The following is a 24713-nucleotide window of genomic DNA, read 5'->3' on the forward strand; positions in this document are numbered from 1 at the left end:
CTTTAAGGCTATGGAAAAAGAAGCAGAACTCAATATTTTAAGGGATTTAATCAAGATTCAGACGCCTAATAGCAACGAACTCCGAGTTGCCGAATACATTGGCAAGTTGTTCGATGCTCACGGTATCAGCTATTACATCGACAAATTCGATGATGACCCGACTCGCGCCAACTTGGTGGCCGAAATTGGTGAAAAGGAAACGGACGACGTGCTGGCATTTGCTGGTCACCAAGATACCGTCGCCATCACCGACCCAGACGACTGGACTCACGATCCGTTCGATCCCGTCATCGAAGGCGATAAGTTGTACGGTCGCGGCGCCGCCGATATGAAGAGTGGTCTAGCAGCGCAAATTATCGCGTTGATCGACCTCGCCGATAGTGGCGTTAAAATTCCAGGCACGCTGCGCTTCATCGCAACAGCGGGCGAAGAATACGGGACCCCGGGTGCTTGGAAGCTGAACGCAGCTGGTGTCGTAAAAGACGTCAGCGCTCTGGTCATCGGCGAACCAACGAGTGGCGACGTGATCTACGCCCATTCCGGCAGCATGAACTACAAGGTGGTCAGTCACGGCACTGCCGTTCATAGCTCGACACCGGAGCTTGGAGTTAATGCCATCAAGGGATTGAATGCCTTCATCAACGCTGAGGATACGCTCTTCGACGATGCCGGTGAAGACCCCTACCTTGGCCACGTTAAGCACAGCATCACGCTGATTAGCGGTGGCGATCAGGTCAACATCATTCCCGATCACGCCGAACTTTGGGGCAACATCCGCCCCACTGAAACGTTTAACAATGACCAAGTCATTGAGCATCTCGAAAGTGCGATTCGCCAACTCAACGATTCAACGCCGTTCAATCTAGAACTGACAATTACCCATAACTTCTTGCCAGTTGAGACCGAACCGGACAACGAATTCGTTCAATTGGTAAAAACCGCTTCTGACAATGCGTATGCAGCTGATGACCGCACACCGAAACTGGACACAATTAATGGCGCGACGGATGCTAGTGTCTTTGTCACGACTAACGATCAGATGCCAGTTGTGATTTTTGGTGCTGACCAGTGGGACAAGGCGCATCAGGTTAATGAATATACAACCTTGAGTAGTTTTTATGCGACGATTGATGGCTATGAAGAAATTGCTAAGAAGTATTTTGAGGTTAAGGTTGCAGCTAAATAGTTTGTCATACAAAGGACCACTGACGGTTGAGATCATCGTCAGTGGTCCTTTGTTTGTGCTTATATTCTTCACTAATTCTTGCCACTCAATTTAACAAAGTTAAAATCCCGGCCACCGTAATCCTCAATGTATTGATACAGAATCAACTCCATGACGGCGATCGTCGAAATTCTCGAACTAATTTCAGTGTTGTACACCGAAACATCATCCGCAAAAATATACAGGTTCAAATCACTCAAATTTTGAATCGTATTGTTATCGGGTTCGGTCACTGAAATAATTAGCGGTTTCTCACCATTTTCGACAAATTCATTGATCATCTGCAAGTATTCTGCATCTTGACCGTCGTAGGTTAAGAAAAAAACGACATCATTCTTTTTTACCTGGTGGCAAGCAACAGCCCTGAAGTCGTGGTCACGTGGGTACTCCACCTCAAATCCAGCCATTGTGTACAGATAATGAATGTACTCAGTTGCGTACTTGTCTACCCCCTTTGAAAAAAAGAATAACCGGGGATGTTCAGCTAATTTGGATGTGATTTGGTGAAGCTTTTCCGTCGAAATGACCCGAACGGACTCTGTAATGTTTTTTAAATACTCTTCTCGATAATCCGTCTGAGAAACGGTAAACGGTGATGGCTTTTCTTCGTCTTTGTTATTGAGCACCGTGAACTTTATCACCGTGGTAAATTCGCTGAAACCAGAAAACCCAATTTTTTTGACAAAACGCAAAAAAGTGGCAGTTGATACAAACGTTTCTGCCGCCACTTCGCGAATACTTTGGGTTTTAATATGATCCATGTTTTTAATGACGTAGTCAAATAAGGACTGCTCACTCTTGGTTAATGAACTTAAGTGGGCGTTGACGATCTCGAAGAAGTTCATCGGCTGTCACCTCCAAGATGATGAGTCGGAACACTTAGCACAAGAGTATGGAGGCCCCCTCCACCTGTTAAAAATTCTCTAGCGGGGAAACCAACGACTTCACGACTAGGAAAAAATGAAGCAAATTGTTGTTTTGCGACTTCGTCTTGAGGGTCATCAAACTCTGGTACTACCACTGCCTCATTCAGCAATATGGCATTAACGTAGGTTGCCGTTAGTCGCTGGCCTGCATTCCTTGGCAACATCCCATTAATCGGATCAACCCCATTAGCCTCTTCTTGAGACAGCCATTGGGGCTTAGGCCCGATGACCTTATGAATTTTCAGTTTTCGTCCTCTCGCATCAGTTTCATTTTCCAATATCCGAAGCGCCTCATGGCTAGAACCATACTGGTCGTCCGTCTCATCATCAGTCCATGTCAGCAAAATTTCTCCCGGTTCAACGAAGCTCACCATATTGTCAGCATCTCCCCCGGTCTCATCCATGAAAAATCCCTGTTTAAGCCAAATGACCTTCGTAATCCCTAGATAGTCATGAAAGATCTGTTCAGCATCCGTCTTCGTAATTTGACCGTTTCTGCCCTCAGATAAAATAACATCCTCGGTGGTAATCAGTGTTCCCTCGCCATCCACTGCAACCGAGCAGCCTTCCAACACGAAATCTGATTGATAGCTATCAAAACGGTCCAAATCCGCAAGTTTCAGCCCTAGTTCATCGTCCTTATCCCACGGAAAGTACAGACCATCTAGAAGCCCGCCCCAGGCGTTAAACGAAAAGTCGACACACCTGACCTGCTGGTTGGCATCAACCACATAAAACGGTCCTGTATCCTTAACGAAAGCATCATTACTGCTCATTTCAATCACCCGAATTTCATCAGGTAACGCGCCTCGAGCATTCTTGTACTGATTTTCGTTCACTAGAACCGTGATTGCCTGATACTGCGACAATAGTTTCGCAAGCTGCACAAACTTCTTTTGAGCTGGCTTGCCACCATCCCGCCAATTATCTGGGCGCTGCGGCCATATCATATAACCAGATTCAAAGTCTTCAAACTCTCCCGGCAACCTAAAACCGTCTTGAATTGGTGTTGATTCTTGGATCATCTACGAAACAGCCCCTTTGACTGGTCAAAATTAGATTAACGTACTCGCTGGCACCTTAGAGATGACGGTGCCGTCTCCATTTTCCAAGAAGTTCGCAATATTATCTAGCGATGTGATGACAGCTCGTCCGTTATCTGAATTTTCAACAAAATCGATAGCCGCTTGCACTTTGGGTAGCATGCTCCCTTTGGCAAATTGATTTTCGTCTACATATTTTTTTAACTCGTTTATTGTAACATCTTCAAGTGCTTTTTGATTTGGCGTATTGAAATTCACAAATACGTGATCGACGGCTGTCAAAATGATCAGCAAATCTGCACGAACTTGTTCGGCCAATTTCTCAGAAGCAAAATCCTTATCGATAACCGCCTCTCTACCGACCAAACGATTCCCTTCACGAACAACCGGGACGCCACCGCCACCAACTGAAATGGGGACCACACCGCTCTTAACCAATTTCTCAACAACGAGCGCTTCGTGGACATCAATCGGCTTGGGTGACGGTACGACTCGCCGATAGCCACGCCCTGCATCTTCAACGAACTTAAAGTCTGGGTGGGTAGCAGATTGAACTTTCGCTTCTTCTTCAGAATAAAATGGTCCAATCGGCTTAGAAGGATCGCTGAACGCTTGATCATCAGGACTAACCTCTACCTGCGTCACAACGGTAGCAACAGAGACGTCCAACCCAGCCGCTGTGATGACTTCGTCTAAGGCATTTTGTAGCCAATACCCAATGCTGCCTTGGGTCATTGCGACGGCAGTGTCGATTGGCATTGCTGGGTTTGTCTCAGTACTACCAGCAGCTTGCTGTAATAACAAATTACCCACCTGTGGTCCGTTACCATGAGAGACGATTAATTCATCGCCATTTTTGATGAACTTGACCAACGATTTGGCGGTTTCTCTTAATGCATTTTGCTGTGCTTCAGCTGACGCATCCTTGGATAAGATGGCGTTGCCCCCAAGAGCCACGACGATTCGACGTTTTGACATGTTATAACCTCCATTTTTAAAGAAATAGAGCAAAACATTTTAACGTTTTGCTCCTTTCTCACAGAAAATTCTAGTTTTGTGGCACTTGTTGGGTGATGCAGTGAATATTACCGCCACCTAACAAGATTTCACGTGCAGGAACACCAACGATTTTACGATCTGGGTAGAGCTTTGATAGTGTTTCTTTAGCTTTTTCATCGTTTGGATCTCCAAATGTTGGGAAAACGATCCCGCCATTCGCAGTGTAGTAGTTAACGTAGCTAGCTGCTAACCGTTCGCCTTCGGTCCGTGGTAATGTTCCGTCAACCGCGTCCACACCTTCAGATTCTTCTTTAGTGATGGTCACCGGCTTTGGGACATATAGTTTTTCGACTTGAATCTTACGACCCTTAGCATCAGTGGCATTCTCCAAAATCTCAAAGTTTTCCTTTGAAATTTCGTATTGAGGATCACTCTGATCGTCAGTCCAAGCTAATGCGACCACGCCCGGCTTAACGAAGTTGGCAATATTATCAACGTGACCATTAGTTTCATCGAGATAGATCCCACGCTTCAACCAGATGATTTTTTCCAAGTTCAGGTGTTCTTTCAGAACTTCTTCAATCTGCTCTTTAGAAAGCTGGGAGTTCCGTCCTTGCGACAAAAGGCATTCCTCAGTCGTAATCAAGGTTCCTTCACCATCAACATGAATTGAACCACCTTCAAGAATGAAGTCATCAAGACGGTAACGGTCAACATGTTCCAATTCGGCCATTTTTGAAGCCACACGATCATCTTTGTCCCATGGGAAGTACAAGCCATCTACTAATCCGCCCCATGCGTTAAAGGTCCAATCTACAGCTCGCAAGTCGCCCTGATCGTTTTTTACGAAGGTCGCCCCACAGTCACGAACCCATGAATCATCATTGGAGATTTCAACAACTTCAACATCGTCAGGTAACATGTTTAAGGCATTTTCATATTGAGCGTCACTAACGCCAACTGTGACGTGTTCGAATTGAGAGATTGCCTTGGCAACTTCAACAAATGTCTTTTGAGCTGGTTTTCCACCATTACGCCAGTTGTCAGGCCGCTCTGGCCAAAGAATGTAAACACCTTTGTGAGGTTCAAATTCCCCGGGCATTCTGTAACCGTCTTTTTTAGGGGTGCTATCTAAAGTCTTCATGTTCGTTTCTCCTTTTTAAATTAATGAGTGGCAGTCGAATGGGCTTTCTTCGCCGCATTTTCACTGTGATTAGCATATCGGACGACAATCTCTCCAACCGCTAAGGTGATAATCGTCCCGATCAAAATCGGCATTTTACTGGAAATTTCAGCGTGAGTACCATTCAATGGAATGATAGTGAAGATAATCGTCACAACAAGGAGAACCTCAGGAACCCAAGTCATCAGTTGAATCATAAACTGATTACCTGGCACCTTGAATGGACGCTCACGGTTAGGATCCATTTTACGTAGCTTCAAGAACGCTGGGAACATCATCATATAAGACATCAGCAGTGCGACAACGTTGAGGGAGAAGAATGCCCAGAAAATATCTTGATTAGGAATGAACGGAGCAGCGATCACTAGAACGGATGCCACGATTCCGTTAAGGTAACCCGTCCCAACAGGCATGTCGTTCTTATCTTCCTTGCCAAACACTGCTGGTAGAACGTGGTCCTTGGCCGCATAATCAGCAACGTAGTTCACACCCAGTGCCCAAGAAATCATCTCAGAAGCCAGAATGTACAGGAAGAGAATACCAATAATAACAACGAACCAATTCATGTGCCCAAGCATTAGAATGAAACTGTCGAGCAAGCCACTTGAAGCTGAGAGCTTGCTTGTTGGTACGGCAACACTCATCCCAAAGGCTGAAAGCAGGTAGAAGAAAGCAATCAGAATACCGCCATAAATGATGGCTTGTGGAATCTGCTTCTTGGGATTGTCCATATCATCAGCCATTGTGGCAACCACTTCAAATCCAAGGAAGTTGAAGATAATAACTGACAAGTTACTGAAACTGTTAACGTTCATTTGAGGTAACAGGTTGTGTGGTGCAAAACTATTGGCGACACCTTTAGTGACCGCCACATAGACACCTAAAACAAATAGCGACAGGATTGTAAAGATTTTCGCAAAAGCAGCTAAGTTCAGTATCCATTTGCTTTCTGACACTGGCTTGTTTCCTAAAACGACAACGAACCAAACAAACACTAATTCGATCAAAATTGAAGCGAAGGTACTGAGATGCAATCCAAATATTGTACCGGCAACCTGCGAGAATAAAACGGCTAGGCTAGCCATCCAAATCGGATAGTTAATCCAGTAAACCCACGCGAGTCGGCCACCCCAACGAGAGCCAAAAGCTTGTTTAACCCAGTCGTACAGACCACCGTCCCCAGTATAAGCCGTGCCAAGTTCTGATGAAATAAGTCCGTATGGCAAGAAGAACAGGATCAGTAAGAAAATCCACCAGAAGAATTGTGACGTCCCAATTGCCGCTGCTGGTGCGGCTGACTCAACAACCAAGATCACTACAACCGACATGAGGACCGCATCAAACAATCTAAATTTCTTTTTACCGTTTTCCATGATGTTCATTCTCCAATCTTAAGTGCGAATCGCACCGTTTCCGGAGCTTATTTTTCGTTCCTTGAATCAACGGCGTTGCGAAGCATCAATTCGAATTCGGCATCATACTTTTCTGCAACATTCTTTGAAGCGTATTTCAATTCTGGATTCAACAGGTAAACGAAGATTGCCCGCATGGCCGTCTTACGGTTTTCGGCTTCGTCCCAAACAATCGAGTAGTCTGAATCAAGCACTTCATCAGTAACTTCCTCACCACGGGTTGCTGGCAAACAATGCATGAAGCGAACGTGATCTGAGGCTTTAGCAATCAGGTCTGCGTTAACTTGGTACTTAGGGAAGAAGATCTTCATCCGTTCGTCCTTAGGCATTTCATCATCGTACAAACCATACCAAACATCAGTGTAAACAAAGTCGGCGTCTTTCAAGGCTTCGTCGGCATCTTCAGTAATTGTGACACTGCCACCATACTTCTTGGCGTTTTCCTTACCGATCTTAACGACGTCATCCTTCATCTGAAAGCCTTTAGGGCCAAATTGAACGAAGTCCATGCCCATCTTAGTCGTCATAAACATCGTCGAAACACAAACTTGGGTTGCGTCACCAACGAAAACAATCTTGCAATCGCTAAGCTTCTTACCCTCTGGCAAGTGTTCCGTCATGGTGATAATGTCACCGAGTTCTTGGGTTGGGTGATTGTAATCACTCATGAAGTTAACGACTGGAACCTTGGCATACTTAGCAACATCAGCAACTGACTTGTGGCGATCAACCCGGGCGCCAATGATATCCAAAATCCGGCCAAGAACTTGTGAAGTATCCTCAATGGTTTCGTGGCCACCCAGTTGAATTTGACCAGGTGCCAAGTATTGAGCGTGACCACCGAGTTCGGTCATCGCTGCTTCAGCGGAAGTCCGGGTCCGAGTTGAGCTTTGTTCGAAGATCATACCAAGCGTCTTGTTTTTCAACAGCGGAGGATAATAACCGTTCTTGATTGATTCTTTAATCTTGATTCCGAGATCAATCATGTATTGAATTTCTTCCTGAGTGTAAGTATTAGTGTCAACAAAATCACGTTTAGCCATTATAAGTACCCCTTTTCTAAGTTTGTTCGTTTGATTACATGCTTAGCATACGGGGTCTCGAATAATTAATAAAGCGTTTTCATAGCTGTTGATATCGCAGTTCGTGAGGTGTGACGTGTTTCATTTTATGAAACATGTTTCGTTAGAAAAAGACTCCGAGGAAGGTCCTCGAAGTCTTGGGAAATGGGGTTATTTTTTCTCAACCACACCGTGTTTAATGGTGATATTTAGTCCACTTATAGGTTACACGTTTTATTTTATTTCATTGCTCAATCCTCGGTCTATAAACTCCGAGTTTGTCTATTTTTTAACATACCATGAGCCTTACTCTAACGCTCTTAATACATCCGAACGCCCTTTTTATAAACAGCTTTGTCCTTTTGCTGAACCGCCTTAATATCCTCCAACGGATTACTATCCAACACAAGAAAATCGGCAAATTTACCAGCTTCCAATGTTCCATATTCATCTTGAATACCCATTAGAGTAGCAGCATTTTGACTTGACGTTTGCATTGCTTCAAATGGTGTTGCCCCCTGTTGCACCATAAGTTCGAGTTCGACCGGTGTCATAGTAAAATCGTTGAAAGGCGTTCCAGCATCAGTACCTAGCGTTACTTTAACGCCACGTTTCCACGCTTGCATAATGTTGGCATATAGATCATCAAGAGCATCCGCCGCTTTCTTAATCTCCCAGTCAGGCATGCTGCCTCGCCCGTATTCCGGAATAGCCCAATCGGCTACAAATGTTGGTGTGAGATAGGTTCCTTGCTCAATCATCAGATCCGCTTCTTCATCAGTAACATAAAAGCCGTGTTCAATTGAGTCGACGCCCGCTTTAATGGCGTTCATAATGCCTGGATTACCCTCTGCATGAGCTGCAATAATTCGGCCTTTATGATGTGCTTCTATTACCGCCGTTTGCATTTCCTCAACGCTTAACTGTGGATCTGTCATGAAATCTCCTGGTGTCATAACGCCCCCAGTTGCCATTACTTTGACCGATTGAGTACCTTTCTTTAATCCCGTGCGGACCGCCTTACGCATTTCATCAGGTGAATCAACCAGATGAGCAAAATGGCCTAAATCACCATGGCCCCCTGTCATAGAATATGGACGCCCAGACGTCATAATTTCGGGAGTATGATCAATTTTCCCTTCTTTTCTTAGTTCATTTAACCGGATATCAATATCAAAAGCTGAACCACACTCACGTATGTATGTCACACCAGAAGCTAGTAAATCGTGAAGATTGTCTACAGCCCGAACCGTCAATTCGATCTCATCTGTGCCAAGACCACCATCTCCTGATTGAGGGTCCATCGTAATATGAGTATGGCAGTTAATCAAGCCTGGCATAACGTATTGACCCTTCAAATCCACAATTTGTTGACTATCAGTAGGTGCCTGATTACTTCCAACCTCAGTCAATTTTCCAGTTTCATTCTCAACAACGAACCAAGCATCTGTCGTAACAGTGTTATTCTTACCATCAAACAACTTGGCGTTAGTGTAAACCGTAGTACTCATAAAATTCACTCCATTTTTCTAATTTTAAATTAATCTTTATAACTTAAATTCCACTCTAATCCGCTTCAAAAATTTAGTCAAGTTCCAAAATTCTTTTATCACTGCGTGTAATCACGAATGAATAAGTTTCTTGCAAGTTAACTCAATATTAAATTTGACTGTGATTAAGATTAGAGTTACGGTGTTGTTTGTATTGATTTTACATATTTTTTGAGGTGATTACATATGGATTTTATTTTTGCATTTATGATTGTCATGGTTTTCATGGTTATTGGCGAATGGGTATCAACACTAAGCCATGCTTTCATTCCTTCGGTGTTCGTCACGGCCGTCGTATTCGTTATTGGTTTTTGGACTGTTTTACCAAAAAATATCGTAACCACTGCCTCGTTTAACACTAATTTTATTACCATCTGCATCTCGCTACTACTTGTCCATCTCGGGACACTCATGAACCTTCGAGAATTAGTTGCTCAATGGAGAGCTGTTTGTATTGCACTCTTAGGTGTTGCCGGAACATTGTTGCTAACGCTTGTGATTGGCACATTTATCTTTGATTGGCACACTGTAGTTGCCGCAGTTCCACCATTAACCGGTGGATTAGTTTCGGCACTGTTAATGACAAATGGACTCAAAGCTCAAGGTATAACAGCCTTAGTAGCCCTACCAGTTTCGATGTTCGTGATTCATTCTGTTATTGGGTATCCATTGACTGCCGTTATGCTTAAACAGGAAGGAAAACGTCTCGTCACTCAATTCCATAATAATGGGGAACAACTCAATCCAAACTTACCCAAGTTTAAAGAGTCAAACAAACCACAAAAGATCGAAAAACAAATTTTCAATTTACCAGCAGAATATCAAACATCCGCATTTATTATGGCTCGGGTCGCAATTGTGGCATTGCTAAGTAATTGGGTATCTGGTCTTATGGGAAACATCATCAACGCCAACGTAATTTGCTTAATTTTAGGTGTTATTGCTCACCAAATCGGGTTTCTTGAAGATAATGCCCTAAATAAAGCGGGCGTCTTTAATTGGTTAATGTATGGACTGCTTGCTTACATTTTCGCTCAATTAAGTGTCACGACCCCCGCTGAAATGGGTACAATCATCTTCCAAATTATCGTTCTTATCTTCCTTGGTCTTGTCGGCATGTTCCTTGCTTCTCGCTTATTGGCAAAACCATTTGGCATGTCCTGGCAAATGGCCTATGCCTGCTCATTAACCTCTCTCTTTGGCTTTCCAGCCGATTATATCTTGACGTCTGAAGTTGCCCACACAGTTGCCGATTCGGACGATTCGGAAGAATATTTACTTCAAAACATGATGCCTAAAATGTTGGTTGGCGGATTTGCCACGGTCTCTGTAGCTTCGGTTATTATTGCTTCCATTTTCTTGAAATTATTATAGGGATTTAGAAAATGGATTCCGTCGTCTATATTCCTCAATCTTTCTCAACAAAATAGGTGTGGACCAGAATCTTACCACGATTCTGATCCACACCTATTTTTTGTCCCATTGAAAAGTTTAATTCACATTGATCACCATACTTTATGCATAGTTAAAAAATTCGAGAGTTTCATAAATCAACTTTCTAAAACGATCTAAATCAATGTCGAATCCAACTTCAACATTCTTTTCTTTCTGCAAGACCTCATCATAATCAACAACCGTACTTCCTACCGAGATAGAATCGCTAGTATCAATCTCTACATGCTTGTTCAACATCGTAAACAATGATGGATCAATTACATAGGCCATGGCACAGGGATCGTGCATATGAATGCCTTCGACATGTCCCTCTTCAGCTAGGAAAGGTTGAGTCGTGGTTAGACTAAAGAAGTGCAACAAACCAGCCATAACGTCAGCCACAGGATTCCCAATTTTAGCAATGTAATCGACGTCGTCGTCATACAACTGCGCTTTTAATGTAACATCTAGTCCAAACATTTTTACCGGAACGCCTGAATCCATTACAACTTGTGCAGCTTCCGGATCTACGTAAATATTAAACTCAGCCTGAGGGGTAATATTACCTCCAAAGCATGCACCTCCCATAAATGAAATTGCTTCAATTTTCGATTTCAATTCTGGATGTGAGAGCAAAAATATCGCCATATTAGTCATCGGTCCCGTTACAACAAACGTCACCTTTTCCTCGCTATTTCGTAGAATATCGGCCATCAATTCATTAGCGGATATTTTTAAAGGAGGCATTGTAGGTTGCGGCAATTCGGCGCCATCTAATCCGGTTTCTCCGTGGACATCATTAGCAATGATTAAATCCCTTAATATTGGTTTTGCAGCCCCCATTGCAACTGGTACATCCTCACGATGTGCCAATGACAATAACTTTCTAGCATTAACAAATGTTTTTTCTGGTAATTGGTTACCCGCTGAAGTAGTGACTGCTTGCAAGTCAATTCTATTTGAAGCTAAGGCCATCAACAATGCTAACGCATCGTCATGTCCCGGATCACAATCTAAAATTACTTTCTTCATCTAATTAACACTCCCGTTTTTCTTTTCATTATTGACCCTTGAGTAAATCACTTTATGAAATACCAGATAAATAACCAATGCTGCTAAAACAACGATACCCCCAACAATAAATACGTTGGCATACGTAGAGGCACTACCTGCACTAATACCTGCCACACTTCCTCCAGACATAAATCCAGACGACATCATGCCACTAAACACTGCAACTCCAATGGATCCAGTAATCGCCTGAACTAAGTCATTTATGCCTAATACTCGCCCAGACTCCTCTGCTGGAACAGTTAGTGTGGCACTATCAACAATCGGCGAGTAGAAAAATGAAGTTCCAAAGTAATAGATACATGGCGCCACCGCTAACGCCCAAACTTTACCCATCGGGATAAAGAACGCGACGGCTATTAATCCAAGACCCATCATTGACAATGCAATAGTAATTGACACCGTTCGCCCTAATTTTTTTAGAATTGGTCCGGCAAATCCCAAAATAGCCGCTAATAAGATAGACCAAATGAGTAACTGTGAAATTTCGGCGGAAGAGATATGATAAACATTCAATCCAATGGCGTTGACACCCGCGTTAATTGTGTAACTAAAGAAGTACCCAACGAAGATAACTACCATAACGGCAATAAAAGCTGGATTCTTAAAAAAAGCTGGTGTGATGAATGGATCTTTGGCTTTATTAATATAAATAACAAAAATAATCAACGTCACTACTGAGGCAACTGCCCAAAAAATTGTATTGTCGGTGAAGTACATTGTGACCGCTGCTGCAAAAGCGCCAATTAACGTGAATCCAATGACGTCGACACGAGCACCTTTAGCACGCAGATCTGGCAAACTTCTATTCAAAGCTGGGATAAACAACAAGGTAACAATCGGGGCTGCAAACAACCAGCGCCAATCGATTGTTTCAACAAGTCCTGCTAGACCAACACCCAGCGCTGCTGAAAAGCGAAACACAGCCACAAAAATCTGATAATAAAGCACTCGACTAGCCTTAGAAACGTACTTAGAAACAAGGACTAAAAATACTGAGCCAGCTACCTGACCACCCGCTGATTGTAAAACCCGGGCAATTACAACAGCCCATATATTTATTGGCCCTAATACCAAGCCAATCACAGACCCTGCTACAAACATGAGGATACCTAGCATGGTCATCTTTTTTAGTGAAACGAAATCCCCCAAAGACCCATAAATAACACTAATCACACCTAGAACAATTCCCGGGATTGAAGTAATCAACGAAGCTTGGCCTGGTACTCCAAGCTGTTTGCCGATGTTCACAAAAATCATACCAAACGCCTGTTGTTCCAAAATTCCAAGCGTGAATATGATTAATATGAGGGGAATAGCACGTTTTGCCATCTTGTTCATTTTTTCGTATTCCGGAGTTCCCTCTTCTGGGACAGGAATACCATTTACTTTTTCGTCCATTACTTACTAACCACACTTTCCTATGTTTTAAAAATAAAACGTTTTATTAAATGCTTAAAAATTACTGAACTCGTTTCTTTAATTCTTCAATAAACTCACTAATGGAAAGAATTGTTGTTTCCCAACCTAATTTTTGAGCGAGATCTGTGATTGGCGGCGGTGTTACAAATGCTTCTTTTAGTACTTGTGGATTTGAGAAAACTTCCTTAGGTGCCCCATCTAATAAAATATGCCCATTTGCCATAACCACAATCCGGTCAAAATTTTCGGTAACAAATCTCATATCATGAGAAACAACAATGCATATTTTCTGCTGAGTTTTCAAATACTCAAGAATCTTTGCCAACCGGTATTTCCCTGACTTGTCCTGACCACCTGTCGGCTCGTCCATAATCACAACGTTTGGATCCATAGCTAAAACTGCCCCGATTGCACAAAATTTTTTCTCACTGTCTGTTAAATTTAGAGGATGCTCAGCCAGCTCCTCCTGCATTCCTACTAATTCACTTACAAACCGTATTCTTTTCTGAATTTCCTTCTTGGGTATACCGAGATGACTAGGGCCAAAAACTAGTTCTTTCTTGACAGTGTCTAAAAACAATTGATCATTAGGATTTTGAAAAACATAGCCCACTTTGGAGGCCCATTCAGCTGTCGTCTTGTTCTCAACATTCACATTATCAATTAAAACTCGCCCAGTATCAGGGGTAAGAATCCCATTTAAATGCTTTGTTAGCGTTGTTTTCCCAGTACCATTTTGACCAATTATTGCTACTCTTTCGCCACTGGAGAAAGACAGCGAGATATCATGTAACACTGAAGTAGCACTATCTTTATAAGAATAGCTCAAATTCTCAATTTTAACGGTAACCATTTTCAACCTCCTTTATTTTTTCAAGAATGATGTCTTGATTAAATTCTGGAGAATCTAAAATACCAATTTTAGTTAACTCTTGAGTCAATTGATAGTTTAATGGCGTACTGATATTCAGTTTTTCCAAATCTTCCCGTGCAAATATTGCTTGTGGTTTATCAACTCCCATCTGGAGTCCATTATCCAATAACAAAATTCGATCTGCATACATAGAAAGTCTTTCCGTCTCAGTATCCGTCATAACAACGGTAACCCCTTCATCATTCAGTTGCTTAATAATAGTGAAAATCTCTTCCGAACCAATGGGATCTAACTGGGTGGTACATTCATCCAACACTAGAATACTGGGATTTAAAATGTACGTACTTCCAAATGCAACACGCTGTATCTGTCCTCCTGAGAGCGTTAAGGGATCTCGATCTAACAGCGACTCGATTCGCATTTTTTTTGCAACTGCTGCAACTCTATCAAGCATTTCGCTTCTTGGAATACCATGATTACCCAAACCATACGCCAGTTCTTCAGCAACCGTTGACGTTGTATAAGATAATTGGTTGAACGGATTTTGGAATACTAGTCCGATTTCTAAGGATAATTCAGCAACTGTCTGCTTAGTAGTTTCTTGGCCATTTACCAATACTTGACCCTTTGTAGTACCCAAAAAATATTGTGGTATTAGCCCCACCAAACTGTCACAGAGAGTCGACTTTCCAGCCCCGTTAGCACCAACGATACAGAAGAATTCACCTTCTTTGACTGTGAAATTCATACTTGAGATAGCTGGCTTCTTGGTCTGCGGATAGCTAAAACTGAAGTTATTAACTGAAATTACGTCCTTACTCGACACTTTCATCTTCTCACCTTTAAATATATTGAGAACGCCGTTACAATAATTAAAAATAAAAGCATCCCAATCCTGAATAATTTATCCAATTTGGTATCAACTACTTGGATATAGGAGGTTTTCGAAACGTTCTTTAAATCAAACCCTCGTAATTCAAGTGCCATTCCGCGCTCCTGCGTATCAATAAGGGATGATAATATGACTGGTCCCATTAACGGAATAAAAACTTTAATTCGAGTTAACAGCGAACCACCAGTTTGAACGCCACGAGCCTCTTGAGCTTCCTTTATTACTTGCAACTGTCGTTTCATCTGAGGAACTACATTTAGACTAGCTAAAATCAAGTATCCGCCTTTGTCACTCAAGGAACTTTTAATCAAAGCCGCCGCCAATTCGCCTGAATAAATCGTTTTATTAAATAAGTAAAACGAACCCATGAATACCAGCAGCGTTACCAATAGCTTACCACCATACATTAACCCCTCTAATCCTAGCTTAGCAAAACCTAAATTAGCGACATATGTATGATTTTGTGGACTATATAGACCTTGAATAATAAATAGCATAACCGCAATTGGAATACCAAAACTTATCATCGTTTGCAAAAACTTTTTAATAATGTTCGCCTGCCAAGCCATTACTATAACCACCAGTAACAAGAATAAGCCTAATAACATACCTGGTGATACGATAGTGGCTATTCCAAATACAGGAATCATCAATAACTTAGTCTTAGGATTCAAACGTCTAACCCAATTATCAGTCAAATGAATCTTCCCCTTTATCTATCAGATCTTAAGTTTGGTGAATATTGATTTAAGAAGTGGCTTGGAATCTTATTGATAATTGTATAAGCAATAATAAACACAATTGCTTTATCTAACAAATTTTCAATCATGGCCGTCGACATTACTGATAAAAAAATCTTTTTGGTTGTTGCTAACAGCGCAATCGTCGCTAAGGAAGTACTGTTCACGCCCGATGCTCCCCCGTAAACGTATACCGTAATGAGAGATGCTGCAATAGTATTGACTAGCGAACAGGTTAGCCAAATTATGACAACACCTAATTTTGACTTAAAAAGACCCATTTTCACTAAATAGCCTGTCACTACACCGCAAAGGAAACTAACAAAAGCGTACGGAAGATAGATCGGATTCGCAACAACAGACAAAAATAAATTGGTCAACAAACCACACAAGCCGGCCATCCACGGGCCTGATAAACACGCCACTAAAATTGTGCCGATCATATCTAAGAACAATGGTAACTTAAGCGTTGAACAAAGCGTCCCTCCCAATAAGTTGATTCCAACTGCTATTGGGATCAGTACCAATACTTTTGTACTGATCAAGGACCCAGAATTAACTCGCCTGCCCTGCCGTTTCATATTTCCCTCCTAAATCAGATTGTAAGCACTTACAAGTGTTAATATATATCAAGCAAAATTCTATGTCAACGAAAAAAATAAAACGTTTTATTAATTGCTTGATGTGCTATAGTTATTTTACGGGTAAAACATCCCGTTCTTCCAAAACATTCTATTTTTACAATTGAGGGAATCTATTTTGAAAAAGACAACCATAAAAGACGTAGCCAAAGCCTCCGGCATGTCAATTGCCACCGTGTCTCAAATTTTAAATTCACGAGGCCACTTCACCCATAAAACCATTGAAAAAGTTAGACAAATTGCAGAAAGTCTTGGCTACATTCCTGATAAAAATGCAAAACAACTTCGCACAGGATCATCAATCCTAATCACGGTTATTTTGCCCAATCTTACAAACCCCTTCTTCAGTGCCTTGGTACAGAGCATGCAAGAATACCTAGAAAAGTCTCATTTTGATAATATCGACCTTACATTTCAAACATCTTCATTTCTAAAAATTGACGAAACCATCGATAATCTTATTCAGCGTGGAACCGACGGCTTAATTATAACTGAACCTTTACCAAATCCTATCCGGACGAACGATCTTTTAAAACGTCACCATATCCCATATGTCGTACTTGATCGAAATTCTGACTATAACTTAACTGATTCAGTTAGTACAAATGAATTTGAAGGGGGGAAATTGGCCGCAAAATACTTTCAGTCACTAGGCCATCAGCACGTTGGAATCATTACACCCAACTACACCTCTCCAAGTATTAACGCCCGTATTGACGGCTTTCTTAGCTTATGGTCAGCAAATTCCACCGACAGACCTCAAAAATTTATTACAGATTTTACCAAAGATGGCGGACGTGAAATTTCACCGTACATTGCTCAAAGCGACATAACGGGTGTTTTTAGCTTAAACGACGATGTAGCCATTGGCCTAATTCGCGGATTAGCAGATCAAGGGGTAAGTGTTCCGCAAGATCTATCAATAATCGGTTTTGATAACATTGAATACGCTAGCTATACGGTTCCTTCTCTAACTACTATTGCTCAACCAGTACCTGAAATGGGAAGCAAAGCTATTTCTATACTAATTGAACGCCTAAATAATGAACAATCAGATCAAGCATCTGAGTTTAACAGTGTTATTTTTGAAAATGAATTGATAATTCGTGATTCTACCCAGAAAGCCTAATGACTAATGAAGTTCCGACTTTCTCAAAAGTACTTGGTTTCCGAATTATCTTTCAGAGCCTTATCAACTTCGCTGTTTATTCTCTTCAGATTACAATTTCACAAACTTGCAGACTAAATTGAATAATCATCTTTTGAGATTCTTAACAGGAACTTAAAATTTTATAAAAGGTGTGTCAGCACAAAGTCGCTGGCACACCTTTTATCGTCTATTTATAATTGTTGTTCTATTGGTCTAAGCAGGATTTCATTAATTCCAACATTTTCTGGTTGATCAATCGCGTAGGCCACTGCGTTAGCCACGTCTTCAGCACGAATCCCCATGGTTTGTTCCTGTTTCTTGGTCTTTAACTGCTGCACAGGATCACTAATACTGCTGAATAACTCAGTATCGACCACTCCTGGCGAGATCATAGTGGTCCGGATTTTGTTGTTAACTTGCTCTTGTCGCAGTCCATCCATAATAGCCTGGATTGCGTACTTTGTACCCGCATAAACCGCCGTGCCAGGATGGACAATATGTCCAGCGACTGAGTCAGTTGTAATGACATGACCGTGGCCCTGTTTAATCATGGTTGGTAATGCTGCAGCAATGCCATACAAGACACCTTTAATATTGGTATCAATCATTTTTTCCCATTCGTCTACTTTCAGCTCTTCCAACTGAGAGATTGGCATAACCCCTGCATTGTTATATAAAACATCAATTTGACCAAACGTTGACTCACCAAGGTTAACTAATGCTGCTACATCATCTTTATTAGTAACATCAGTTTTCTTATAAATAACTTGTCCTTGTTGGTAAGCACCTGCCAATTCTTCTAAACGTTCTTCTCGTCTTGCACCTAAAACTAGACGTGCTCCTTCGCTTGCTAGCTTCTTAGCGGTAGCTAACCCAATACCACTTGAAGCACCTGTAATGACAACAACTTTATCTTTGATAGCCATGTTATCTCCTCCAGTTGGTTGGTTGATGTTAATATTAGCACATCTTATACCCAGTTTGAAATTTAGGATAAATTATAAATAAGTGTTTTAAAGTCTCATAGATATTGACCTCAACACCCGCGTTAAAAATTACAAACCGCCCCGAGTAACTTACTTTGAACGTACCAATAACATAATCAGACATAAAAAATCAAACAACGTTTTTTCGTTACTGCCACTTCGCCATCCATTATTCTGTTTCACCATAATAATCACCAAGCTCATAAGTGATAACCGGCTTGACATAAATTCCTTTTTTAGCAACTAAACTCGTTAGTTTTTGCCCATTAATTAACGTTATTACCCGTGTACCAACTCGGGCAGCAGCGACAGCATCGCGTGTAAAATCTGAATTGGTGACAAAAATCCCAAACTCAGCATTATATTTATCCATTGCCCCGCGGAATTTATCAATTTCTGGAGATGGTACCATTCCCGTCCATCGTTTGGCTTGAATCGCAACACGCGCCGTTCTAAAATCATCTGTTGTCAGATAACCAAAGCCATCAAGTCCACCGTCACCTGTAAGTTTTGTACCGATATTGTCGTCTAGTTCTACGCCCATTTCTTTAACTAAGAGTCGCGCAAATAATTCAAACTTTGCTGGGCTAAATTTGTCAATAGCCGTTAATAAGTCATCTCGCCACTGATCACCTGGATCAACGTCTTGCAGCGTTATCTCTGGATCTTTTTTAGGTTTTGGCTGTTCTACCGTCTTCGCAACATTTGTTTCATGTCGTTTTTTCCAACCAGCGTCCGCTTTAACCATAATATCTTTATCAATATCAAGTTTTTCTAGATCGAACTGTCTGCCTAATTTTGTCAATTCAACTTGCCCCGTTACCGGCCGAATAAGAAATCCCGCAAAAATAAGGTTTGTCACGCTAAAGTTGAACGCATAGTTAAAAGGGATATATTCTTGTCCATTACGACTCATCTTTTTATAAGTCATATAGGATTCAGGAATTTCGAGGCTATTTTCCATCAATTCCTGCTTAACCTCTCTTGTAGAGGCATGCCCACCTAATTTTCGTAAAGATCTGATAATTTCAGGCATCACCACTCGTTGCTGTTTACTACTGGATAATTTTTCAAAATTTTTTGTCATACTTAGCACCGCCTAATTTCTATCTTCGATAATTGTACCTTATTTGTCTGGATGGTAAATAATATTTTTCTTATGGTGGTTCCTCTAAGTGGATTTTTCGTGGTAATTGCTTACGTTGATTGGAAGCGATCAATGTATCAATACCGTTAAAGAGATCTCCGATTTTTTTCTGCTCTTGTAACGCGGGTAAATGGATATTCTGCTTTAAAAATTGGGGTAGGTCTAGTGCATTCAACATTCTGGCACTGGATGTAGAACGCTGAAGAATTTTGCCCATAACTCTTTCGCTGTGAAAATACCTTTTACTAAAAGAAATATCCACTTTTTTCTTAAACTGAAATACATCAAAAACATGTGAAACAATTCCGGGTCGGTAATCATTAACCACAAATCTACCGGATTTATATTCTTTTGACGAATGTCCTTCAAATATCATTTCACCCAGGTGAATGATATTATACGTTTTCAAATACTCATCAGTTGAAGAATCTGAAATTTGCGCATCTCTCATAGATGCTCCAACTAGCCCCGCACTTCGATCAAATTGAAGGTCACAATTCCTTGCTTTCAATTTCTGAATAATTTCTTTAAACTGTCGCTGTTCCCAAGGATGACCCTGTTTTGGTGGTTTAATTTTGATACAATTTCTGCTGTCGTTTGGGAACAGCGTAAGTTGAAAGATGTTGTCGTTTCTTTCGACGATAGACGAATCCCATTGAAGAGTACAGCTAGATCTAAGGGAAGGTTTCCATATTACGGAGCGACGGGTGTCATAGATTATGTAGCTGATTTTCTCTTAGATGGTGAGTACGTCCTGTTGGCAGAAGATGGTGCTAATATCATTTCAAGGTCAAAGCCCGTTACTTATCTAACTTCTGGAAAGTTTTGGGTCAATAACCACGCACATGTTTTTCAAATGAAGAGTGGTTCAAACATTTTTTTGAAAGAGATGCTAGAAAAATTGGACTATGTCAAATATAACTCAGGGACTGCCCAGCCTAAATTAAATGCGGACGTAGTTGCGAAATTATCGGTTAATGTAGCGAATTCAAATGAGCAATTTGCGATTTCGCAACTATTTAAATCTTTTTCGCAATCGATCGCTTCCAATCAACGACAGCAAAAAAGGCCCCCACCGCGTTTCCGGGAGACCTTATAAGTTCTCTGTTATATCAAATCAGACTAGCCAAATGCTTCATGATCTTGTCGTTATCCTGATTCTCCAATTCTTGAATGATGTGAAGATATGTCTGCTGGGTTGTCGTCATATCAGCATGACCCAGTCTTCTCGCTACCGAAGCGATACTCACACCAGCATACAGTAGAAGCGATGCGTGCGTATGTCGCAAACCATGAACCGAAATAACTGGTATTTCAGCTTTCTGGCATAGCCGTGCCAAATAATGATTAACCGTATCGTTATACACTTTACTTTCCACAAAGATCGGCTTATCATCTGGCAAATCTTTAGTCAACTGAGAAAATTGGATCACAGTCTGCCAATCCAACTGAACTTTACGCATAGATGACTTATTTTTCGTTGGGGCGAAACCGCTCCTGGCAGCCTTATAATCCCAGCTTTTCGACACATTCAAATACTGGTGAGCAAAGTCAAAATCCTTTGGTGTGAGCGCTAAGGCCTCAGCAAATCTTAAGCCAGTCTTTGCAATCAACAAAAGAAAATAATCCCAATTGACGCCCTCATCCAGAACTAACACATCCAACAGACTCTGCATTTCGTGTTGATTTAAGAACTTGGACTTATGTTTGCGTCGCTGTACACCCTTGATTATAGCTTTACGGGTTGGATCTCTATCTAGCAAATCCTCTTCAAGCGCATCAATTAATGCACTCTTGATATGACGATGGAAATCCATGACCGTTTAACGCTCATGATCATTTAATAACTGCTGATATGAAAGCCTTGTTAAATCGCCTAAATACAGTTTTGGCGCTAACTTAACGAGCTGCCTGTGAGTCATTTGGTACTTCTGATACGTTACCGCTCTCACTGCATCCAATTTGTACAACCTCATCCATTGATAAAAATATTGATGTAGTTTCATCTCTTGTGTCATTGCGACACCTCCATATAAAAAGTAGGCAATCAAAAATTGCCTACCTATATTCATACAGAAAGAAGATTTAGATGCTCGTATTTTGACTTACCATATCGCTCAACGGCAGCGTAACCCGCCCAAAATTCAATAGTTTAAACAAATAAATTTTGAAGTAGCCATTTTTTTAGTTGTTTGAGCTGATCAAGCTTACGTTGATTGGAAGCGATGAGTAAATCTATAGTTTCCAAAGACCCTCCAATTTTTGCTTGTTCAATTCGCTTAGGTACAGTTAAACGATAAGGGATAATGTGTTTATTGTTAATCTGCGGGATAGTTGAGGTATCGGCAATCTTGTAAAGACCAACTACATATATACTGGAATACAAAAATTTTGCGTCAATGTCAATTGGCTCTAGAGCCATCATGTTGGTGTCCATATATGCAGGACGAGTTAATATACGCACCTTATTATTTAGTATTGCCGCACCTCTTTTGGGGAAAATAACTGAATTGGCTGGTACTAGATCGACTCTTGAATCTTCAATTACTAAAAGCCTTGATTCTCTTTGATAACGCTGCGAATTGTTCAAGTCATCCACTTTGATATAAGGAATTAATGCATAAGAATTAAAAATCATCTGCGATGGCGCATTCCCTGAATAAATAGATACCAGTTGACCCAACTTACGCTGTTCCCAAGGGTCAGTGAAACCTTTGAATCGCCACTCTTGATCGAAAATTTTCTGAAGTAGTAATTTTTTTAAAGTCTTTAGCTGATCAAGCTTACGTTGATTGGAAGCGATTGAGGATCCGAGCAATTTAAATAGTTGCCCGATTTGCACCTGTTCACTCGACTTAGGAAAGTCGATTTGTAACGCGAGAACTTTTTTTGCTGAAATATTATACCGCGAAATACCTTGAGCCAATTTGACGATTTCACGACGGAAATACGGAGATCTAAAATATACCCCATAATACAATGCAGCAGCGTCAGTTGGCGAGAACGGGCGAAAGCCAAAACAGAAACTATTCAAGTATACGTCCGGTATTGTTTTCATCCACACTGAAGACATGCCAACCTCATTTGGCGTTTCGCTTGAGACCGTGAAAAATACATCTCCATATTGAACTGTAGTTTGTTTTAAGTCAATCTCAACGGCATCGAGACTTCTGCCACTTGTAAAGGGATTGGCATACACATTTCTATATGTTACATACCGCGCCGTCCCGTGTCCAAAATCATCTTTGTTTTTTCCTGACAGTCCAGAAAAATGTGTACCAAGTTCAGACAGCTTACGCTGTTCCCAAGGGTCATTAAATCCCTTGAATCTCACATTCGGTATTTTTTTGTCAATCATTTATTAAACAGCTCCTTAATCTTCGTAAGCTGCTCTTGAGCGTCAGGATTTTGACCCACTAAGTCATTCAACATCCCAGTAAATTCCTTTTCTAGCTTGGAAATTTCCTCATCAGTACTCGCAATATCGGCCACTAGCTTATCAACATCAACCGGTGGTTCTTCTTCGAAAGTGTCAACATACCGAGGAATATTTAAGTTAAATTCGTTGTCTTGAATTTCTTGATAACTGGCATCATGAGCGTATTTTTCAACGTTCTTTCGCTTAAGATAAGTATTCACAATTTTATCAATTTGGACGTCAGTCAAATTGTTTTGATTTTTCCCTTTTTCAAACTCGTTTGAGGCGTCAATAAACATAATGTCTTTGTTTTCGCGATTTTTCTTAAAGACAAGTATGCAAGTTGGGATAGAGGTCCCAAAGAACAGGTTAGCGGGCAGGCCAATGACAGCATCCAATACATTATCATTCTCAATCATGTATTGGCGGATTTTACCCTCTGCGGCTCCCCTAAACAACACACCATGTGGTAACACTACCGCCATGGTGCCATCTTCATTCAAATGGTAAAGCATATGTTGAACAAAAGCGAAGTCGGCCTTTGATTTCGGTGCGGTTTTTCCGTACTTTCTGAATCGCTCGTCCTCTAACTTGCCGTCTGGATTCCAATTGGCCGAGTACGGTGGGTTTGCAACAACTGCATCAAAACTTTGCCCTTCAAAGTGGTCATCTTCAAGGGTATCCCCATTGTAGACATCAAAGCGGCTGTAGTTCACCCCATGCATCAGGAGATTCATTCGTGCCAAATTATAGGTCGTTCCGTTAAGTTCCTGACCATAATAGTCACCAATTTTCGCGTAGTTGCCGACTCGAAGCAACAGTGACCCAGACCCCATAGTGGGATCGTAAACCGATTTTAGCTGTTTTTTCCCGCTAGTCACAATTCTTGACAGAATTCGAGACACTTGCTGAGGCGTATAAAATTCCCCGGCTTTTTTTCCTGCAGTTGCGGCGAATTGACTAATCAAATATTCATATGCGTCGCCTAAAACATCAATCTCCATGTCGTCTACACCAAAAGAAATATCGGCCAGATTCAACATGACTTTTGCCATCAATTCACTACGCTGCGCTACCGTATTACCGAGGCGATTCGACGATAAATCCATGTCATCAAACAAACCCTTAAAATCTGGTTCGGATTCTCTACCAATTGTAGAATTTTGGACTTCATGCACAGCCGTTTGAAGCGTCTCTATATCAAACTTGCCAGCCTGAATGGCTTCGATAAGCGATGTAAAAAGGTATCTGGGTTCGATAAAGAAGCCGAGAGTATTCGTGACCTCTTCTCTCAAGGCCTCCTTCATATCTTCATCCGCATACGCTTCGACAAACGTCAGACCATCATTTTCTAAAAGTTGCTTTGTGTATCCTTCGGTTCTGGCGGATAAGAAGCGGTAGAAAATTAAGCCCAACATATAATTTCGATACTCACTAGCATCCATATTCCCGCGTAGATCATTAGCTGCAGCCCAAAGGCTCTTTTGTAAATCAGCCTGTTGTTCAGCCTGCGTGATATGTGTTTCTGACATTAGATAA

22 protein-coding genes and 1 pseudogene are annotated in these 24713 nt (G+C 41.4%); 4 read left to right on the plus strand and 19 right to left on the minus strand.

Annotation, left to right across the window (positions count from 1 at the left end; all coding sequences use genetic code 11):
- Positions 1-10: 10 nt before the first annotated feature.
- Positions 11-1186 (plus strand): ArgE/DapE family deacylase, encoded by a 1176-nt coding sequence (locus FC96_RS04835; RefSeq protein WP_056942212.1) that lies wholly within the window; start codon positions 11-13, stop codon positions 1184-1186.
- Positions 1187-1257: 71 nt separating this feature from the next.
- Here the strand turns inward: FC96_RS04835 and FC96_RS04840 are convergent, their stop codons facing one another.
- The 7 genes from FC96_RS04840 to FC96_RS04870 all read right to left on the minus strand — a co-directional run bounded on the left by FC96_RS04840 (position 1258) and on the right by FC96_RS04870 (position 9360).
- A complete protein-coding gene (locus FC96_RS04840) occupies positions 1258-2070 on the minus strand; it encodes a MurR/RpiR family transcriptional regulator (RefSeq protein WP_056942213.1) in 813 nt (270 codons plus the stop codon).
- Positions 2067-3176 carry an agmatine deiminase gene (aguA, locus tag FC96_RS04845; RefSeq protein WP_056942214.1) on the minus strand — a complete coding sequence of 370 codons (1110 nt, stop codon included), beginning with the start codon at positions 3174-3176 and terminating at the stop codon, positions 2067-2069. Before aguA (FC96_RS04845) ends, FC96_RS04840 begins: the two co-directional genes overlap by 4 nt.
- A gap of 30 nt (positions 3177-3206) precedes the next feature.
- On the minus strand, positions 3207-4172 hold the full coding sequence (gene arcC / locus FC96_RS04850; protein WP_056942215.1) for a carbamate kinase: 966 nt from the start codon (positions 4170-4172) through the stop codon (positions 3207-3209).
- 70 nt (positions 4173-4242) lie between these two features.
- A complete protein-coding gene (gene aguA, locus FC96_RS04855; protein ID WP_056942216.1) occupies positions 4243-5337 on the minus strand; it encodes an agmatine deiminase in 1095 nt (364 codons plus the stop codon).
- A 20-nt stretch (positions 5338-5357) separates the two neighbouring features.
- Entirely contained in the window at positions 5358-6749 is a 1392-nt protein-coding gene (locus FC96_RS04860) for an APC family permease (protein WP_054660115.1), read from the minus strand.
- 47 nt (positions 6750-6796) lie between these two features.
- Complete coding sequence (gene ptcA, locus FC96_RS04865; RefSeq protein ID WP_054660117.1) at positions 6797-7831, minus strand: putrescine carbamoyltransferase; 1035 nt, start codon at positions 7829-7831, stop codon at positions 6797-6799.
- Between the two features lie 338 nt (positions 7832-8169).
- Positions 8170-9360 (minus strand): metal-dependent hydrolase family protein, encoded by a 1191-nt coding sequence (locus FC96_RS04870; protein WP_054660119.1) that lies wholly within the window; start codon positions 9358-9360, stop codon positions 8170-8172.
- A gap of 225 nt (positions 9361-9585) precedes the next feature.
- Between FC96_RS04870 and FC96_RS04875 the strand changes: the two genes are divergently transcribed.
- Complete coding sequence (locus FC96_RS04875) at positions 9586-10773, plus strand: hypothetical protein (protein WP_056942217.1); 1188 nt, start codon at positions 9586-9588, stop codon at positions 10771-10773.
- A gap of 141 nt (positions 10774-10914) precedes the next feature.
- On the opposite strand, the gene FC96_RS04880 is transcribed toward FC96_RS04875, so the two are convergent.
- From FC96_RS04880 to FC96_RS04905, 6 genes are all read right to left on the minus strand, one after another.
- The gene (locus FC96_RS04880) at positions 10915-11865 is read right to left on the minus strand and encodes a nucleoside hydrolase (RefSeq protein ID WP_056942218.1); all 951 of its coding nucleotides are present in this window, start codon (positions 11863-11865) and stop codon (positions 10915-10917) included.
- On the minus strand, positions 11866-13305 hold the full coding sequence (locus tag FC96_RS04885) for an MFS transporter (protein WP_056942219.1): 1440 nt from the start codon (positions 13303-13305) through the stop codon (positions 11866-11868). It abuts the gene before it with no gap.
- 61 nt (positions 13306-13366) lie between these two features.
- Positions 13367-14179 (minus strand): energy-coupling factor ABC transporter ATP-binding protein, encoded by an 813-nt coding sequence (locus FC96_RS04890; protein ID WP_056942220.1) that lies wholly within the window; start codon positions 14177-14179, stop codon positions 13367-13369.
- Positions 14166-15032 (minus strand): energy-coupling factor ABC transporter ATP-binding protein, encoded by an 867-nt coding sequence (locus FC96_RS04895; protein ID WP_056942221.1) that lies wholly within the window; start codon positions 15030-15032, stop codon positions 14166-14168. The genes FC96_RS04890 and FC96_RS04895 overlap by 14 nt, the downstream gene beginning before the upstream one ends.
- A complete protein-coding gene (locus FC96_RS04900) occupies positions 15029-15790 on the minus strand; it encodes an energy-coupling factor transporter transmembrane component T (protein WP_202813026.1) in 762 nt (253 codons plus the stop codon). Before FC96_RS04900 ends, FC96_RS04895 begins: the two co-directional genes overlap by 4 nt.
- Before the next feature lie 14 nt (positions 15791-15804).
- On the minus strand, positions 15805-16413 hold the full coding sequence (locus FC96_RS04905) for an ECF transporter S component (protein WP_056942222.1): 609 nt from the start codon (positions 16411-16413) through the stop codon (positions 15805-15807).
- Positions 16414-16591: 178 nt separating this feature from the next.
- Between FC96_RS04905 and FC96_RS04910 the strand changes: the two genes are divergently transcribed.
- Positions 16592-17602 carry a substrate-binding domain-containing protein gene (locus tag FC96_RS04910; RefSeq protein WP_054660123.1) on the plus strand — a complete coding sequence of 337 codons (1011 nt, stop codon included), beginning with the start codon at positions 16592-16594 and terminating at the stop codon, positions 17600-17602.
- Between the two features lie 212 nt (positions 17603-17814).
- On the opposite strand, the gene FC96_RS04915 is transcribed toward FC96_RS04910, so the two are convergent.
- The 3 genes from FC96_RS04915 to FC96_RS04925 form a co-directional block, all read right to left on the minus strand.
- The gene (locus FC96_RS04915) at positions 17815-18549 is read right to left on the minus strand and encodes an SDR family oxidoreductase (protein WP_056942223.1); all 735 of its coding nucleotides are present in this window, start codon (positions 18547-18549) and stop codon (positions 17815-17817) included.
- A gap of 229 nt (positions 18550-18778) precedes the next feature.
- Entirely contained in the window at positions 18779-19696 is a 918-nt protein-coding gene (locus FC96_RS04920) for a restriction endonuclease (RefSeq protein ID WP_056942224.1), read from the minus strand.
- Positions 19697-19766: 70 nt separating this feature from the next.
- The gene (locus FC96_RS04925) at positions 19767-20207 is read right to left on the minus strand and encodes a restriction endonuclease subunit S (RefSeq protein WP_056942225.1); all 441 of its coding nucleotides are present in this window, start codon (positions 20205-20207) and stop codon (positions 19767-19769) included.
- Between the two features lie 99 nt (positions 20208-20306).
- On the opposite strand from FC96_RS04925, the gene FC96_RS04930 reads away from it, so the two are divergent.
- Positions 20307-20855 carry a restriction endonuclease subunit S gene (locus tag FC96_RS04930; protein WP_156403161.1) on the plus strand — a complete coding sequence of 183 codons (549 nt, stop codon included), beginning with the start codon at positions 20307-20309 and terminating at the stop codon, positions 20853-20855.
- A gap of 13 nt (positions 20856-20868) precedes the next feature.
- On the opposite strand, the pseudogene FC96_RS04935 reads toward FC96_RS04930, so the two are convergent.
- From FC96_RS04935 to FC96_RS04945, 3 genes and pseudogenes are all read right to left on the minus strand, one after another.
- A pseudogene (locus FC96_RS04935) lies at positions 20869-21774 on the minus strand (site-specific integrase).
- A 134-nt stretch (positions 21775-21908) separates the two neighbouring features.
- Positions 21909-23114 (minus strand): restriction endonuclease subunit S, encoded by a 1206-nt coding sequence (locus tag FC96_RS04940; RefSeq protein WP_056942227.1) that lies wholly within the window; start codon positions 23112-23114, stop codon positions 21909-21911.
- Entirely contained in the window at positions 23111-24706 is a 1596-nt protein-coding gene (locus FC96_RS04945; RefSeq protein WP_056942228.1) for a type I restriction-modification system subunit M, read from the minus strand. The genes FC96_RS04940 and FC96_RS04945 overlap by 4 nt, the downstream gene beginning before the upstream one ends.
- Positions 24707-24713: the final 7 nt, after the last annotated feature.

The organism is Secundilactobacillus kimchicus JCM 15530 (assembly GCF_001433995.1).
Lineage (GTDB): Bacteria > Bacillota > Bacilli > Lactobacillales > Lactobacillaceae > Secundilactobacillus > Secundilactobacillus kimchicus.

Coding starts and splice junctions, on each gene's coding strand:
- FC96_RS04870 (WP_054660119.1), bottom strand. CDS start 9,360: ATGAGTACTACGGTTTACACTAACGCCAAGTTGTTTGATGGTAAGAAT.
- FC96_RS04905 (WP_056942222.1), bottom strand. CDS start 16,413: ATGAAACGGCAGGGCAGGCGAGTTAATTCTGGGTCCTTGATCAGTACA.
- FC96_RS04875 (WP_056942217.1), top strand. CDS start 9,586: ATGGATTTTATTTTTGCATTTATGATTGTCATGGTTTTCATGGTTATT.
- FC96_RS04925 (WP_056942225.1), bottom strand. CDS start 20,207: ATGAGAGATGCGCAAATTTCAGATTCTTCAACTGATGAGTATTTGAAA.
- FC96_RS04930 (WP_156403161.1), top strand. CDS start 20,307: ATGACCCTGTTTTGGTGGTTTAATTTTGATACAATTTCTGCTGTCGTT.
- FC96_RS04945 (WP_056942228.1), bottom strand. CDS start 24,706: ATGTCAGAAACACATATCACGCAGGCTGAACAACAGGCTGATTTACAA.
- arcC (WP_056942215.1), bottom strand. CDS start 4,172: ATGTCAAAACGTCGAATCGTCGTGGCTCTTGGGGGCAACGCCATCTTA.
- aguA (WP_056942214.1), bottom strand. CDS start 3,176: ATGATCCAAGAATCAACACCAATTCAAGACGGTTTTAGGTTGCCGGGA.
- FC96_RS04920 (WP_056942224.1), bottom strand. CDS start 19,696: ATGACAAAAAATTTTGAAAAATTATCCAGTAGTAAACAGCAACGAGTG.
- FC96_RS04860 (WP_054660115.1), bottom strand. CDS start 6,749: ATGGAAAACGGTAAAAAGAAATTTAGATTGTTTGATGCGGTCCTCATG.
- FC96_RS04940 (WP_056942227.1), bottom strand. CDS start 23,114: ATGATTGACAAAAAAATACCGAATGTGAGATTCAAGGGATTTAATGAC.
- FC96_RS04835 (WP_056942212.1), top strand. CDS start 11: ATGGAAAAAGAAGCAGAACTCAATATTTTAAGGGATTTAATCAAGATT.
- FC96_RS04915 (WP_056942223.1), bottom strand. CDS start 18,549: ATGGCTATCAAAGATAAAGTTGTTGTCATTACAGGTGCTTCAAGTGGT.
- FC96_RS04895 (WP_056942221.1), bottom strand. CDS start 15,032: ATGAAAGTGTCGAGTAAGGACGTAATTTCAGTTAATAACTTCAGTTTT.
- FC96_RS04840 (WP_056942213.1), bottom strand. CDS start 2,070: ATGAACTTCTTCGAGATCGTCAACGCCCACTTAAGTTCATTAACCAAG.
- ptcA (WP_054660117.1), bottom strand. CDS start 7,831: ATGGCTAAACGTGATTTTGTTGACACTAATACTTACACTCAGGAAGAA.
- FC96_RS04890 (WP_056942220.1), bottom strand. CDS start 14,179: ATGGTTACCGTTAAAATTGAGAATTTGAGCTATTCTTATAAAGATAGT.
- FC96_RS04885 (WP_056942219.1), bottom strand. CDS start 13,305: ATGGACGAAAAAGTAAATGGTATTCCTGTCCCAGAAGAGGGAACTCCG.
- aguA (WP_056942216.1), bottom strand. CDS start 5,337: ATGAAGACTTTAGATAGCACCCCTAAAAAAGACGGTTACAGAATGCCC.
- FC96_RS04880 (WP_056942218.1), bottom strand. CDS start 11,865: ATGAAGAAAGTAATTTTAGATTGTGATCCGGGACATGACGATGCGTTA.